The sequence below is a fragment of the Pseudorhodoferax sp. LjRoot39 genome (assembly GCF_964253035.1).
GTDB lineage: Bacteria > Pseudomonadota > Gammaproteobacteria > Burkholderiales > Burkholderiaceae_C > Pseudorhodoferax.
The window spans coordinates 4,695,796-4,708,963 of sequence record NZ_CAXUQL020000001.1 but is presented as its reverse complement, the minus strand read 5'-3'; the positions used below and the strand labels follow the sequence as shown (position 1 = coordinate 4,708,963).

14 protein-coding genes are annotated in these 13,168 nt (G+C 69.3%); 2 read left to right on the top strand and 12 right to left on the bottom strand.

Annotation, left to right across the window (positions count from 1 at the left end; all coding sequences use genetic code 11):
• The first annotated feature begins 55 nt into the window (after nucleotides 1-55).
• Both ACSQ4M_RS22005 and ACSQ4M_RS22000 read left to right on the top strand, forming a co-directional pair.
• Nucleotides 56-2,887 (top strand): ExeM/NucH family extracellular endonuclease, encoded by a 2,832-nt coding sequence (locus ACSQ4M_RS22005; RefSeq protein ID WP_436191550.1) that lies wholly within the window; start codon nucleotides 56-58, stop codon nucleotides 2,885-2,887.
• 20 nt (nucleotides 2,888-2,907) lie between these two features.
• Nucleotides 2,908-3,543, top strand: a complete 636-nt coding sequence (locus ACSQ4M_RS22000; protein ID WP_436191549.1) for a PEP-CTERM sorting domain-containing protein — start codon at nucleotides 2,908-2,910, stop codon at nucleotides 3,541-3,543.
• A gap of 36 nt (nucleotides 3,544-3,579) precedes the next feature.
• Here the strand turns inward: ACSQ4M_RS22000 and ACSQ4M_RS21995 are convergent, their stop codons facing one another.
• The 12 genes from ACSQ4M_RS21995 to ACSQ4M_RS21940 form a co-directional block, all read right to left on the bottom strand.
• Complete coding sequence (locus ACSQ4M_RS21995; protein ID WP_436191548.1) at nucleotides 3,580-5,574, bottom strand: family 2A encapsulin nanocompartment cargo protein cysteine desulfurase; 1,995 nt, start codon at nucleotides 5,572-5,574, stop codon at nucleotides 3,580-3,582.
• A 187-nt stretch (nucleotides 5,575-5,761) separates the two neighbouring features.
• Nucleotides 5,762-6,700: a family 2A encapsulin nanocompartment shell protein gene (locus ACSQ4M_RS21990; RefSeq protein ID WP_436191547.1), complete on the bottom strand. Its 939-nt coding sequence runs from the start codon at nucleotides 6,698-6,700 to the stop codon at nucleotides 5,762-5,764.
• 62 nt (nucleotides 6,701-6,762) lie between these two features.
• Nucleotides 6,763-7,032, bottom strand: a complete 270-nt coding sequence (locus ACSQ4M_RS21985) for a helix-turn-helix domain-containing protein (RefSeq protein WP_436191546.1) — start codon at nucleotides 7,030-7,032, stop codon at nucleotides 6,763-6,765.
• Between the two features lie 3 nt (nucleotides 7,033-7,035).
• Nucleotides 7,036-7,944: a serine O-acetyltransferase EpsC gene (epsC, locus tag ACSQ4M_RS21980; protein ID WP_436191545.1), complete on the bottom strand. Its 909-nt coding sequence runs from the start codon at nucleotides 7,942-7,944 to the stop codon at nucleotides 7,036-7,038.
• A gap of 46 nt (nucleotides 7,945-7,990) precedes the next feature.
• On the bottom strand, nucleotides 7,991-8,470 hold the full coding sequence (locus tag ACSQ4M_RS21975) for a rhodanese-like domain-containing protein (protein WP_436191544.1): 480 nt from the start codon (nucleotides 8,468-8,470) through the stop codon (nucleotides 7,991-7,993).
• A gap of 185 nt (nucleotides 8,471-8,655) precedes the next feature.
• A complete protein-coding gene (locus ACSQ4M_RS21970) occupies nucleotides 8,656-9,945 on the bottom strand; it encodes an O-acetylhomoserine aminocarboxypropyltransferase/cysteine synthase family protein (protein WP_436191543.1) in 1,290 nt (429 codons plus the stop codon).
• 19 nt (nucleotides 9,946-9,964) lie between these two features.
• Entirely contained in the window at nucleotides 9,965-10,327 is a 363-nt protein-coding gene (locus ACSQ4M_RS21965) for a VOC family protein (protein WP_436191542.1), read from the bottom strand.
• 5 nt (nucleotides 10,328-10,332) lie between these two features.
• The gene (locus ACSQ4M_RS21960; RefSeq protein ID WP_436191541.1) at nucleotides 10,333-10,560 is read right to left on the bottom strand and encodes a hypothetical protein; all 228 of its coding nucleotides are present in this window, start codon (nucleotides 10,558-10,560) and stop codon (nucleotides 10,333-10,335) included.
• Nucleotides 10,561-11,181: 621 nt separating this feature from the next.
• Nucleotides 11,182-11,535 carry an RNA recognition motif domain-containing protein gene (locus ACSQ4M_RS21955; RefSeq protein ID WP_436191540.1) on the bottom strand — a complete coding sequence of 118 codons (354 nt, stop codon included), beginning with the start codon at nucleotides 11,533-11,535 and terminating at the stop codon, nucleotides 11,182-11,184.
• A gap of 23 nt (nucleotides 11,536-11,558) precedes the next feature.
• Nucleotides 11,559-11,822, bottom strand: coding sequence for a translation initiation factor IF-1 (gene infA / locus ACSQ4M_RS21950; protein WP_056666238.1), 264 nt, complete (start codon nucleotides 11,820-11,822; stop codon nucleotides 11,559-11,561).
• On the bottom strand, nucleotides 11,819-12,106 hold the full coding sequence (locus tag ACSQ4M_RS21945; protein WP_436191539.1) for a hypothetical protein: 288 nt from the start codon (nucleotides 12,104-12,106) through the stop codon (nucleotides 11,819-11,821). The genes infA and ACSQ4M_RS21945 overlap by 4 nt, the downstream gene beginning before the upstream one ends.
• Before the next feature lie 239 nt (nucleotides 12,107-12,345).
• The gene (locus ACSQ4M_RS21940; RefSeq protein WP_436191538.1) at nucleotides 12,346-13,149 is read right to left on the bottom strand and encodes a transglutaminase family protein; all 804 of its coding nucleotides are present in this window, start codon (nucleotides 13,147-13,149) and stop codon (nucleotides 12,346-12,348) included.
• Between the last annotated feature and the right edge of the window lie 19 nt (nucleotides 13,150-13,168).

Here is a 13,168-nt window from a genome sequence, read left to right as displayed (position 1 = left end):
CCAGCCTGGCCGCCTGCGGCCAGCCCCCCATGCGGTACCACGGGAACACATGCACATGCCCAAAGGTTCGACCCTGCGCCGGCTGCCGGCCGCGCTCTCCCCCGCTCTCGCACTCGGCCTGGTGGCCCTGGCCGCACCGGCCCAGGCGGTGGTGATCAGCCAGGTCTACGGCGGCGGCGGCAACTCCGGCGCGACGCTGAAGAACGACTTCATCGAGATCTTCAACAACGGCAGCGCGGCCGTCGACATCGGCGGCTGGTCGGTGCAGTACGCCTCGGCCGGCGGCGCCTCCTGGCAGCTCACGCCGATTCCGGTCGGCACGGTGCTGCAGCCCGGCCGCTACCTGCTCGTGCGCCAGGCCGAAGGCAACGGCGGCACGGTCGACGTGGCCGGCGACCTGAGCGGCACGATCGCGATGTCGGGCAGCAACGGCAAGGTCGCGCTGGCCAGCAACGCCAGCGCGCTGTCCGGCACCACACCGGTGGGTGGCGCACTCGTGGACATCATGAGCTTCGGCAGCGCGACGCCGACCGAAGGCAGCCCGACCCCCGCGCTGTCCAACACCACCGCGGCCCTGCGCAACGCCGCCGGCTGCACCGACACCGGCAACAACGCCAGCGACTTCACCGTCGCCGCCCCCGCGCCGCGCAACAGCACCGCCGCCGCCGCTCTGTGCAGCGGCGACACCGGCCCGGCGCAGCCGGTGGCCGCAGCCATCTACGAGATCCAGGGCAGCGGCGCGAAGAGCGCCATGGTGGGCCGGTCCGTGCGCACGCGCGGTGTCGTCACCAAGCTCCTGAACAACGGCTTCTTCCTGCAGGACCAGACGGGCGACAACAACCCGCTGACCTCGGACGGCATCTTCGTCTTCACGGGCCAGGCCGTCTTCCCGGCGGTCGCGGTCGGCAACCTGGTCGAGGTGACGGCCACCGTGGCCGAGTTCAACACCGGCGCCGCCAGCAACGCCGACACGCTGGCCCGCACCGTGACGCAGCTGGGCGGCGTGAGCGCCGTGGCCTTCCTCAACAGCGGCTTTGCCATCGCGCCGACCGTCGTGAACCTGCCCGAAGCCGTCGACGGCGAGCTGGAGCGCTACGAGGGCATGCTGGTGACCCTGAACGGGCCGTTCACCATCCAGCAGAACTTCTTCCAGGGCCGCTACGGCCAGTTGACGCTGGCCGTGGGCGGCCGCATCGAGACGCCGACCAACCGCTTCCGCCCGGGGCCCCAGGCCAACGCGCTGGCCGACGAGAACGCGCGCCGGCGCATCATCCTGGACGACGGCAGCAGCCTGCAGAACCCGAACCCCACGCCCTACCTCGGTGCCGACGCGCTGCCGCGCGCAGGCGACCTGACCGGGTCCATCACCGGCGTGATCGACTACGGCCTGGCGACCAACAGCAACACGGGCTTTGGCGACTACAAGATCCATCCGACCCTCGCGCCGAGCTTCTCCATCGCCAACCCGCGCACGGCCGCGCCGCAGGATGTGGGCGGCAACGTCAAGGTCGCCAGCTTCAACGTGCTGAACTACTTCACCACGTTCACCAACGGCGCCACCGCCAGCGGCCAGACCGGCCAGGGCTGCACGCTGGGCAGCGCGGTCAGCGCGGGCAACTGCCGCGGTGCCAGCAACCTGGAGGAGTTCCAGCGCCAGCGCGCCAAGATCGTCGAGGCCATGGCCGCCATCGACGCCGACGCGCTGGGCCTCATGGAGATCCAGAACAACGGCAACGTCGCCACGCAGAACCTGGTGGACGCGCTGAACGCCCGCATGGGCGCCAACACCTACCGCACCACCACCGTGCCGGCCGAAGGCACGGGCACCGACGCCATCCGCGTCGCGGTGATCTACAAGCCCGCCAAGCTGACGGTGGTCGGCCCGGCCGTCAGCGATGCCGACCCGGTCAACAACCGGCCGACGCTGGCCCAGACCTTCAGCCTGGCCGGCGGCGAGCGCTTCACGCTGTTCGTCAACCACCTGAAGTCCAAGGGCAGCTGCCCGGCCGCGGGCGATGCCGACGCCGCCGGCAACACCGACAGCGGCGACGGCCAGGGCTGCTGGAACGCGCAGCGCGTGCAGCAGGCCCAGCGCCTGGCCATGTTCGTGGCGCAGCGCCAGGTGGCAGCGGGCAGCAACGACGCGCTGCTGGTCGGCGACTTCAACGCCTACGCCCAGGAAGACCCGATCTTCCAGCTGACCAGCAACGGCTTCGTCGACCAGATCGGCCGCTTCAACGCCTCGGGCTACTCGTACGTGTTCGACGGTGCCGCCGGCCGGCTCGACCACGCGCTGGCCAGCGGCACGCTGTCGGCCCGCGTGAACCGCGCCGTGCACTGGCACATCAATGCCGACGAGACGGCGCTGGCCGACTACAACCTGGAGTTCAAGGCACCGCAGACCTGCAACGGCGCCGTCTGCCCCGCCGACCCCTACCAGGTCTCGCCGTACCGCTCCTCGGACCACGATCCGGTGGTCATCGGCCTGAACTACGCCAAGACCTTCACCGGCACGACCGGCCGCGACGTGATCGTCGGCAGCGCGGGCGACGACGTGATCATCGGCGGCGCTGGCCCCGACGCGCTGACCGGCGGTGGCGGCCGCAACGTGTTCGTGTACCAGTCGATGCGCGACCTCGGCGATGTCATCACCGACTTCGTGCCGGGCAAGGACCGCATCGACCTGGGCGCACTGCTGGCCTCCATCGGCGCCGGCAGCAATGCCTACGGCTTCGGCGAGGTCAGGCTGTTGGCCTCCGGCGCCGACACGCTGCTGCAGATCGATGTCGACGGCAGCGCCGGCCCGGTCGGCGCCCGCACGCTGGCCACGCTGCGCAACGTCAACCCGGCCAGCCTCTCGCCCAGCCGCGACCTCGGCGTGCAATGAACCCGACCCGGAACACCACCATGCACAAGCATCTCCTCCTCGCCGCCCTGCTCGCCAGCCTGTGGGCCGGCAGCGCAGCCGCCGCCCCCGTCTCCGCCAACCTGGCGCAATGGACGTCGGCCGGCGACGTCAGCGTCGGCTCGGCCACCTCGGCCCGCATCACCACGGCTGCCGTCGATTCCGGCGAGCAGCCGGCGGGCACCGCCAGCGCCCTGCTGTTCTATGAACTGGAACCGGCCCTGGGCATGGCGCCCGGGCTGCTGCCGGCGGACACCATCGAAGGCTCGGGCCTGCAGTTCGGCTTCAGCGCGCCGACCAGCACGACCATCAGCTTTGCCTGGACGCTGAGCACCGCCTTGTTCGATGCGGACTACCTGGATCGCGCCTTCGTCGTGATCGACGGCACGCTGTTCGAGTCCCTGGCCGACGTGGCGCTCACGGCCGTCAACGGGCAGTTCAGCTACACCTTCGGCGCCGGCGAGCATTCGCTGGCCTTCGGCATCCTGGACGTGAATTCCACCGACCTGGTCTCCACGCTGGACATCTCCGACTTGCGCATCGGCAGCGTCGCCGAGGTGCCCGAGCCGGGCACCTCGGCGCTGCTGCTGGCCGGCATCGCCGGCCTGGCGGGCACGGCCCGCCGCCGCCGCGGCTGAGGCACATGAACCGGGCGCCGCCAGGCGCCCGGCCGATCAGCCGGCCCGGCGCTGCGACGCCAGCCGGCGCACCACGGTGGCGAGCTGGTCAATCTCGCCGAAGGTGTTGTAGAACGCCAGCGAGGGCCGCACCGTGGTCTCCACGCCGAAGCGGCGCAGGATGGGCTGGGCGCAGTGGTGGCCCGTGCGCACGGCGATGCCCTCCTCGTTGAGCGCCTTGCCGACCTCCTCGGTGCTGTAGCCCTTGAGCACGAAGGACATCACGCTGGCCTTGTCCGCGGCCGTGCCGATCAGCCGCACACCCGGGATCTCGCGCAGCTGCGCCATGCCGTAGACCAGCAGCTCGTGCTCGTAGCGCGCGATGTTCTCGATGCCGACCCGGTTCACGTAGTCGATGGCAGCGCCCAGGCCCACCGCGTCGGCGATGTTGCCGGTGCCGGCCTCGAAGGTGTTGGGCAGCGGCTGGAACACCGTCTTCTCGAAGGTCACGTCGGCAATCATGTTGCCGCCGCCCTGCCAGGGCGGCATGTCCTCGAGCACCTCGCGCTTGCCCCAGACCACGCCGATGCCGGTGGGACCGAACACCTTGTGGCCCGAGAACACGAAGAAGTCGGCGCCGATGTCCTGCACGTCCACGCGCATGTGCGAGACCGACTGCGCGCCGTCGACCAGCGCCTTGGCGCCGGCGCGGTGCGCCAGTTCCACGATCTCCTTGACCGGCACCACGGTGCCCAGCGCGTTGGAGACCTGGGTCACGGCCACGATCTTGGTGCGGTCGTTGAGCAGCTTCCTGTACTCGTCCAGCAGCACCTGGCCCGAGTCGTCGACCGGGATCACGCGCAACCTGGCGCCCTTGGCGGCGGCCAGCTGCTGCCAGGGCACGATGTTGGCGTGGTGCTCCAGGTTGGAGACGATGATCTCGTCGCCCTCGCCCACATGCTGGCCGCCCCAGCTCTTGGCCACCAGGTTGATGGCCTCGGTGGTGCCGCGCACGAAGATGACCTCGTTCACGTCCGGCGCGTTGATGAAGTTCTTGACCCGCTGGCGGGCGCCTTCGTAGGCGTCCGTGGCGCGGGCCGCGAGCGCGTGCGCGGCGCGGTGGATGTTGGAGTTCTCGTGCTCGTAGAAGTCGCTGATGCGGTCGATCACCGAACGCGGCTTGTGCGTGGTGGCGGCGTTGTCGAACCAGACCAGCTGGCGGCCGTTGACGCGCTCGGCCAGGATCGGAAAGTCGCGCCGCACGGCGTTCACGTCGAAGGCCGGGTGGCGGCCCTGGTCGGCCAGCGGCGCCGTGCCATGGGGCGCAGGCTTCGCGGGTGTCACATAGCCGCTGGGCAGCACCACCGCGTCGACGAAGTAGAACTTCGGCTCGGCCGAGGGCGTGGCCTGCGGCACGCCGCTACCTGCGGGAATGCCGGCGGCCTGCGGTGGCGCGGCATGGCCCGTGAACGGCAGGCCGGCCAGCGCGTCCAGCGGATCGGCAGCGCGGCCGGGGTCGGCACCGCCGGCCGCAGGATGGCCATGCGAGGTGTCGAGGAAGTAGTACGGCACGGCCCCCGTGGCCGGGTGCGTGGCGGCCTGCTGGGCCGTGGCGCCGGAGGCCTCGGGCACGCCGAACGCAGCACCGCCGAAGCGCGGCTCATAGGCCGGCAAGGCGGTGACCACGGTGTCGGGCAGGCCGTTGCCGGCCTGGGCGTGCGGCAGCAGTGCCGGCGCGCGGTGCGCCAGCGAGGCCAGCGGCGTCGGCGAGGCCGGCAGCAGGTTGGCGCCGGGGGCGATGCCCTGCGGGAACGGCGTGCCAGGCACCGAGGGGCCGAAGCCCGCCGGGCTGACCAGCGGCGAACCGGGCGGCGCGATGTTCACGGGTGCCTGCACGCCGGCCGGCACGCCCCCCGTACCCAATGCAGGCACGGATGAAGGGGGCGTACCTGGCAAGGCCGCGAACAGGGCGTTGGCCATGCGCGCGAGCACCGCGGGATCGATCGGCGCCTCCGGCCCCACAGCCTGGGACGGCAGAGAAGCAATGGTCATTTGGACGAACTCGGGTGGTGCGCGTCGGACGCATCGCATACGGCGGCCGACGCAATCGATGGTTCAAGTGGCCGCGGAGCAGGCCATGCAAGTGCACCCGCGGAACTGGCTCTGCCAGGCCGCTGGGTGCGCCCCCTGGGGGGTATTGGACGGCTACACGCAGTGAGTCCGTCCAAACGGGGGGGACTCATTTGTAGGTGTCCAGGACCGAGTAGTCGTGGTAGCGGTTGATCTCCACGTCGTCCAGCACCGCGAGCGCGTCGGGCGTCAGCACGGCGAGCGAGCAGTACTGCGAGATCAGGTAGGAGGCGATGGCGTGGTTGTTGATGCCCATGAAGCGCACCGACAGGCCGGGGCCCTGCTCGCCCGGCAGACCGGGCTGGAACAGGCCGACCACGCCCTGGCGCTTGTCGCCCACGCGCAGCAGGATGATCTTGCTCTTGCCGTCGGCCACGGGCACCTTGTCCGAAGGGATCAGCGGCACACCGCGCCAGGTGATGAACTGCGAGCCGAACAGGCTCACGGTGGGCGGCGGCGTGCCGCGGCGCGTGGCTTCGCGGCCGAAGGCGGCAATGCTCAAAGGGTGCGCCAGGAAGAAGGCCGGCTCTTTCCAGACCCGGGTCAGCAGCTCGTCCAGGTCGTCGGGCGTGGGCGCGCCGGAGAGCGGGAAGATGCGCTGCTCGTCCGTGACCTGGGCCAGGAGGCCGTAGTCCGGGTTGTTGATGAGCTCGCTCTCCTGGTTCTCCTTGATCGTCTCGATCGTCAGGCGCAGCTGCTCCTTGATCTGGTCGTGCGGGCTGCTGTACAGGTCGGAGATGCGCGTGTGCACGTCCAGCACGGTGCTGACGGCGTTCAGGAAGTACTCGCGCGGGTGTTCTTCGTAGTCGACATAGGTGCGCGGCAGCTGGTTCTCGGATTCCTTGGCCGTGCAGGTGACCTTGATCGCCTCGGGGTTCTTGACCTTGTTCAGGCGGTAGATGCCCGCCTCCACCGGCACCCACTGCAGCAAGTGCGTGAGCCAGCGCGGCGTGATCGTCGCCAGCTGGGGAACGGTCTTGGTGGCATTGGCAAGTTGGCGTGCGGCGCTATCGCCCAGGGCGGTGGTGCCGCCGACGGTTGCAGTCATTCAAACTCCAGGGGTGTACACAAAAAGGACGGTGGCCAGTGTCTGGCCTGCCTCGGGCGGTCTCAACCGCCTATAGCCGCCAAGGCGTCGTGGTGTGCACGCCGCACGGAAGCGACCTGCTCGCCGCGCGCCAGCAGCGAAGCCGGTTCGAGCTGCAAGGCCACGGCCAGCTTCTGCACGGTGACGATGGACACGATCACGCGGCCGCGCTCGATCTCGCCCACATAGCTGCGGTTCAGGTCCGACAGCGCTGCCAGGTGCTCCTGCGACCAGCCGCGCTGCTCGCGCAGCTGGCGCACGGCGATGCCGAAATGCTCGACCAGGCTGCTCATGGCTCAGCGCGGCAAGGGCGCGTTCTGCAGGCTGGCCTGGGTCACGCTGGCGCCGCGCGGCACGTCGTCGGTGATCCAGACATTGCCGCCGACCACGGCGCCCGCGCCGATGGTCACGCGGCCCAGGATGGTGGCGCCGGCGTAGATGACCACGTCGTCCTCGACCAGCGGATGGCGCGGCAGACCCTTCCTGAGCTTGCCGTCGCTGTCGGTCGGAAAGCGCTTGGCGCCCAGCGTCACGGCCTGGTAGATGCGCACGCGCTGGCCGATCAGGGCCGTTTCGCCGATCACGACGCCGGTGCCATGGTCGATGAAGAAGCCCGCGCCGATGCTGGCGCCCGGATGCAGGTCGATGCCGGTCTGCGCATGGGCCAGCTCGGCGATGATGCGCGCCAAGAGCGGCAGGCCCAGGCCGTACAGCGTGTGGGCCAGCCGGTGGTGGATGATGGACAGCACGCCCGGGTAGCACAGCAGCACCTCGTCCACGCTGCCGGCGGCCGGGTCGCCATGGAAGGCGGCCAGCACGTCGCTGTCGAGCAGGCGGCGCGTCGCCGGCAGGCTGGCGGCGAAGGCCTTGACGGCTTCGTGTGCACGCTGGTCGATCTGCTCGGCCGGCAGCGGCGCATGGCGGTGCGCGTAGTTCAGCTCGAGCCGGGCCTGCTGCAGCAGGCCGTGCAGCGCGGTGTCCAGCTCATGGGCGACGTAGTAGTCCTCGCTCTCCACGCGCAGGTCCGGCGGGCCCAGGCGCATCGGGAACAGCACGCCCTTCAAGCCCTCGACGATGCGCGCCAGCGCGTCGCGCGAAGGGAACTCGCGGCCCCCGGGTTCGCGCGAGCGCTTTTGCGCGGCGCGCCATTCGTCGCGCACGCCATGCAGCGCGCGCACGATGTCTGCGACTTCGAACTGGGCCAAATCTTTTCCTTGTTGGTGCTGGCGGATCGTGGGGCTCGGCCGCCGTTCAGTCCTGTTGCCAGGGCAGGCCGTGGAAGCGCCAGCCGTCGCCATGGCCGCGCTGGCCCTTGGCATCGATCTCGCCCTCGAAGCCTTCGAGCACGTTGTAGACATTGGTGAAACCGGCCTTGGCCGCGGCATCGGCCGCCAGCGCCGAGCGCTTGCCGCTGCGGCACAGCAGCAGCACCGTCGCTTCCTTGCCGCCGGCCTTGGCCAGCTTGGCTTCGAGCTCGCGCACGAAGCGCGGGTTGCGCGTGAGCGCCGTGCCCGTGGCCCAGGCCACGTGCTGGCTGCCGGGCACCTGGCCGACGAACTTGAGTTCCTCGGCCGAACGCACGTCGACCAGCTGCGCGGCGCCGTCCTGCAGCAGCTGCCAGGCCTGCTGCGGCGTCACGCCGCCGGCATAGGACAGCCCCTGCTCCGCAGCCTGCGCACGGGCATGCTCCAACGCGGCGGGCAAGACGATTTCAGCGAGATCGGACGACATCAAGGACTCCTGGGGAATGGGGCGTTGCGGGATGGGGTGAAACGAATGTAGGGGGCATGCCGCGCAGAACAAACGACTGTTTTCTGGTTTTCAAAGAACCCCAACGCATAAGCGCGCGGCCAAAGAAAAGGGCCGCACGCAGCCCCCTCACGGGGACCGCGTGCGGCCCATGCCGCGCTCGGCGTTCAGACCGCTGCCAGTGCCTGCTCCAGATCGGCCTTGAGGTCGTCGATGTGCTCGATGCCGACCGACAGGCGCACCGTCTCTTCGCTCACGCCGGTCCTGGCCAGTTCCTCGGGCGACAGCTGCCGATGCGTGGTCGAGGCCGGGTGCGTGGCCAGCGAGCGCACGTCGCCGATGTTGACGAGCCGCGTGAACAGCTGCAGCGCATCGAGGAAGCGCGCGCCGGCCTCGCGGCCGCCCTGGCCCTTGACGCCGAAGGTCAGGATGCCCGAGCCCGTGCCGCGCAGGTACTTCTTCGCCAGCCCATGCTCGGGGTGGTCTTGCAGGCCCGCGTAGTTGACCCAGCTGACCTTGGCATGCCCCTGCAGGTGCTGCGCCAGCGCCAGCGTGTTGCTCGTGATGCGGTCCATGCGCAGCGCCAGCGTCTCGATGCCCTGCAGGATCAGGAAGGCATTGAACGGCGAGATCGCCGCGCCCGTGTTGCGCAGCGGCACCACGCGCGCGCGACCGATGTAGGCGGCCGGGCCCAGCGCCTCGGTGTAGACCACGCCGTGGTAGCTCACGTCGGGCTCGTTCAGGCGCTTGAAGCGCTGCTTGTGCTGGGCCCAGGGGAACTTGCCTGAGTCGACGATGGCCCCGCCGATGCTGTTGCCGTGGCCGCCCAGGTACTTGGTCAGCGAGTGCACGACGATGTCGGCGCCGTGCTCGATCGGCCGGCTGAGGTAGGGCGAAGGCACGGTGTTGTCCACGATCAGCGGCACGCCATGGCGGTGCGCGATGTCTGCGATGGTGGCGATGTCGGTCACGTTGCCGGCAGGGTTGCCCAGCGACTCGACGAACACGGCCTTGGTTTTCTCGTCGAACAGCTTTTCGAAGCTGGCCGGGTCGCGGTGGTCGGCGAAGCGCGTGGTGATGCCCGACAGCGGCAGCGTGTGCGCGAACAGGTTGTAGGTGCCTCCATACAGCGCGGTGCTGCTGATGATGTTGTCGCCCGCCTCGGCGATGGTCTGGATCGCGTAGGTCACGGCGGCCTGGCCCGAAGCCAGGGCCAGCGCCGCGATGCCGCCTTCCAGCGCCGCCACGCGCTGCTCCAGCACGTCCTGCGTCGGGTTCATGATGCGCGTGTAGATGTTGCCCGGCACCTTGAGGTCGAACAGGTCGGCGCCGTGCTGCGCGCTGTCGAAGGCGTAGGCGGCCGTCTGGTAGATCGGCGGCACCACGGCACGCGTGGTCGGGTCCGGCGAGTAGCCGGCATGCACGGACAGGGTCTCGAATTTCCAGTCTTTGGACATGGGTCTCCTTGGGGGTGGTTCAGTTCACATCCGGCTCGACGAACTCGAGCCGGTTGCCAGCCGGATCGTGCACGAAAAAGCGCAGATACCCCGGCAGCGGCTGGTTCTCTTCAAGCGGAAAGGCAGCATCGAGCAGGCGCTTGCGCAGTTGCGGCAGGCCTTGCACCTCGAAGGACAGCGGCGTGAGCCCGGGCGCCGCGGTAGCGGCCTGCTCGGTGGCGACCAGGTCCACGCGCTGGCCGCGCGCGGCGAAGCGCAGCACCGGCCCGGGCGGCTGCGGCATCAGCGTGAGGCCCAGCAGCTCGCCGTAGAAATGCGTGACCGCGCTGGCCAGAGCCGGCGGGAACGGCAGCTGCACACGGTTGATGGCCTGAATGTCCATGGCTTTCACCACGAATGCGCCAGCAACTTGGGCAAGGCCGGCTGCACCGCGGTCAGCGCAGCGGCACGCAGGCGGGCCCGGCGCGGCACATAGCCGTGGGGGGCGCGACGGGCCAGGGCCTGCGTCGAGCGCGGCGCCAGTTGCCAGGCGCGGGCGGTCGCGTCCAGCACGCGGCTGGCCCAGTCGGCGGGGATGGCGGTCGGATCGGACGAAAAGGTCAGGGCATGGGCCATGGGAACAACTCCTGCAAGAGACGGCGGCCACACGGGCCGTCGCAAAGAACGGGCGGATTGTGTGCAAGCCCCTGCGAGAAGGGAACGAACCAATCGTTAGAACCTTATGCAAGCAGCGCGGGCCGCAGCCGCAGGAGGAGATCAAGGCCGGCAACATCGGGTTCGACCGAGCCGCTGCCTGTTTCGCAGGCATCCTGTCGCAGGCCGCGCCAGGCTTGGCTTTGCGACGAATCCCCTGCCCTTGTCCACAGCCTTGCCCACGGCCACGTGGGACAAGCTGAAGAACGTGTTCAAGGTCTTTTCGGGGATCGCGTTGAGGCGCAATCGGGATGCGTTCGAAGCGTTGGCGCGCCGCATGGGCTGGTGCCCATGCAAGCGACAAGGCAAAGAAGGCGCCCGATTTCGCCCCAACCCGAAGGGTCAGTGCCTTTGCGGGCGGTCTGCGGCGTTGCGACGCTTGCCTATAGCCCCGCTATTGGCTGCGCGCCGCGCCTTGCATCCCATCCCGCAAAGGCACTGACGCGACCCCGAAAAGACCTTGAACACGTTCTAAGCGCTCCAGAAACGACAAAACCGCCCGAAGGCGGTTGTGTCGATGCACAGGCGCAGGCGCCTTGGCGATCAGTAGTTGCTGCGGCCACCGCCGTAGCCGCCGCCACCACCACCGCCGCCGTAGCCGCCACGGCCACCGCCGCCGCCGCCGAAGCCGCGGCCACCGCCGCCTTCTTCACGGGGGCGGGCTTCGTTGACCGTCAGCGCACGGCCGTCGGCCATGGCGCCGTTCAGGCCGTTAATGGCGGCCTGGGCTTCTGCGGCAGAGCCCATTTCGACAAAGCCGAAGCCCTTGGAGCGGCCGCTGTCGCGGTCCTGCATGACTTGGGCGGACTTGACTTCGCCGTACGCGGCGAAGTTCTCGCGCAGGGAGTCGGAGGTGATGCTGTAGGCAAGGTTGCCAACGTAGATGCGGGTGCTCATGGAGAGATTCCTAGGGTGAAGATTTAGCGTCGGTATTGCGGGCGGGCCGGGGCGCCGCCAGCGCGGGGTTCCAGATGCCGGAAGGTGATCCGGCCCTTGGTCAGGTCGTAAGGGGAAAGTTCGAGCGAGACGTTGTCGCCCGCGAGAATGCGGATGCGGTGCTTGCGCATCTTGCCACCGGTGTAGGCCACCAGCGAGTGGCCGTTCTCCAGGGTCACGCGGAAACGCGAGTCAGGCAGGACTTCGTCCACCTTGCCGCGCATCTCGATCAGTTCTTCCTTGCTCATTCGGCTCCTTGGGTATGTGGAAAAAGAACACCCGCGGCACCGAAGCGTGGGCGAATGTATTCGATGGCCTTGGCCAGTGCGTGGGACTGGGCACCTTCGGCCGTGCAGAAACGGCCGACCAGGCGCAACACGCGGTCGTGGGTGGCGCTGCCGCGGCCGCTCTTGATCGAGACGGAGGCACTGTAGCCGCCGCAGTCGGCGCTGCGGATCAAAGGCGAGATGAGGTATCTGCCGAGCGTGAGGGTTGTGCTTGAAAAATCGGACATGAACAGCGTTTCGGCCAAGCTGGCCGCTACGCGTTGGAGATCCAGCCAAAGGGCCGGAGCGGTGATGCTCGCCGCGGAGATGTTCGACGACCGCGGGGTACCGGGTGGGGCCCGGTCATGGAGCGTGGCAGGTGCCCTGGTAGAGGGCGCGTGCATGTCAGACGATGGCTGCCGTGGGGGAGAGCAAGACACGGCAGGCCGGCGAGTGTAACCCCATTTGCGGTCGTGCGTGTGCAAGCTGCGCAGATGGGGGCAAATCAAGCCATGGGCACGCGCTGCTCGCCGGCCAGCGCCACGCTGACCTGCATGTCCACCACCTGCATGTCGGCGTAGTTCGACAGGAAGGCCACGTCGGCCGCGTCGCGCCCATAGGCCATCACCACACGACCGCCGCGCGGCGCGGTCTGGGTGGCGTCGAAGCTGTACCAGCGCCCGCCCACGAAGGCCTCGAACCAGGCATGCAGATCCATCGGATCCAATTGGTACAGGTAGCCCACGACGATGCGGGCCGGGATGCGCAGGCTGCGGCACAGTGCAGCGCCGACGTGGGCGAAGTCGCGGCACACGCCGGCCTTGGCCTGCATGGTGTCCAGCGCATCGGTGCTCTCCTGGCTCACGCCGTAGCGGTATGCGTGGTTGGCGTGGATCCAGTGGCGGATGGCCTCCACCTGCGCATAGCCCGGCACCACGCCCGCGACGATGTCGCGCGCCCGCGCCTCGAGCTTGTCGGAAGGACAGTAGCGGCTTTGCAGCAGGTAGACCAACACATCGTCGGGCAGCAGGTCGATCGGTGTGGGTGCGGCGTCGGGCGCCACCGCAAGCTCCGCATCCACCTCCACCTGCGAGCGCACGTCAAGCAGGGTGCGGCCCGGCGGCACCGTGAAGCGCTGGCACAGGTTGCCGAAGGCGTCCTCGTACTCGCGCGGGCGGATCCAGGGCGCGATGCCGTAGTGCTCGGACACCACCCACTGCGCGGCGCCGCTGCGCGGACGCAGCATGGCCACGACCGGGCAGGCATGGGGACATTCGACGGTGATGGTGGCGCGGGTATCGAGCAGCATGGGCTGCACGGTAGGGCCG

What these genes read in the sequence shown, in the direction of transcription:
- ACSQ4M_RS22005 (WP_436191550.1), top strand. Translation starts at nt 56, where the DNA reads ATGCCCAAAGGTTCGACCCTGCGCCGGCTGCCGGCCGCGCTCTCCCCC.
- ACSQ4M_RS22000 (WP_436191549.1), top strand. Translation starts at nt 2,908, where the DNA reads ATGCACAAGCATCTCCTCCTCGCCGCCCTGCTCGCCAGCCTGTGGGCC.
- ACSQ4M_RS21995 (WP_436191548.1), bottom strand. Translation starts at nt 5,574, where the DNA reads ATGACCATTGCTTCTCTGCCGTCCCAGGCTGTGGGGCCGGAGGCGCCG.
- ACSQ4M_RS21990 (WP_436191547.1), bottom strand. Translation starts at nt 6,700, where the DNA reads ATGACTGCAACCGTCGGCGGCACCACCGCCCTGGGCGATAGCGCCGCA.
- ACSQ4M_RS21985 (WP_436191546.1), bottom strand. Translation starts at nt 7,032, where the DNA reads ATGAGCAGCCTGGTCGAGCATTTCGGCATCGCCGTGCGCCAGCTGCGC.
- ACSQ4M_RS21975 (WP_436191544.1), bottom strand. Translation starts at nt 8,470, where the DNA reads ATGTCGTCCGATCTCGCTGAAATCGTCTTGCCCGCCGCGTTGGAGCAT.
- ACSQ4M_RS21970 (WP_436191543.1), bottom strand. Translation starts at nt 9,945, where the DNA reads ATGTCCAAAGACTGGAAATTCGAGACCCTGTCCGTGCATGCCGGCTAC.
- ACSQ4M_RS21965 (WP_436191542.1), bottom strand. Translation starts at nt 10,327, where the DNA reads ATGGACATTCAGGCCATCAACCGTGTGCAGCTGCCGTTCCCGCCGGCT.
- ACSQ4M_RS21960 (WP_436191541.1), bottom strand. Translation starts at nt 10,560, where the DNA reads ATGGCCCATGCCCTGACCTTTTCGTCCGATCCGACCGCCATCCCCGCC.
- ACSQ4M_RS21955 (WP_436191540.1), bottom strand. Translation starts at nt 11,535, where the DNA reads ATGAGCACCCGCATCTACGTTGGCAACCTTGCCTACAGCATCACCTCC.
- infA (WP_056666238.1), bottom strand. Translation starts at nt 11,822, where the DNA reads ATGAGCAAGGAAGAACTGATCGAGATGCGCGGCAAGGTGGACGAAGTC.
- ACSQ4M_RS21940 (WP_436191538.1), bottom strand. Translation starts at nt 13,149, where the DNA reads ATGCTGCTCGATACCCGCGCCACCATCACCGTCGAATGTCCCCATGCC.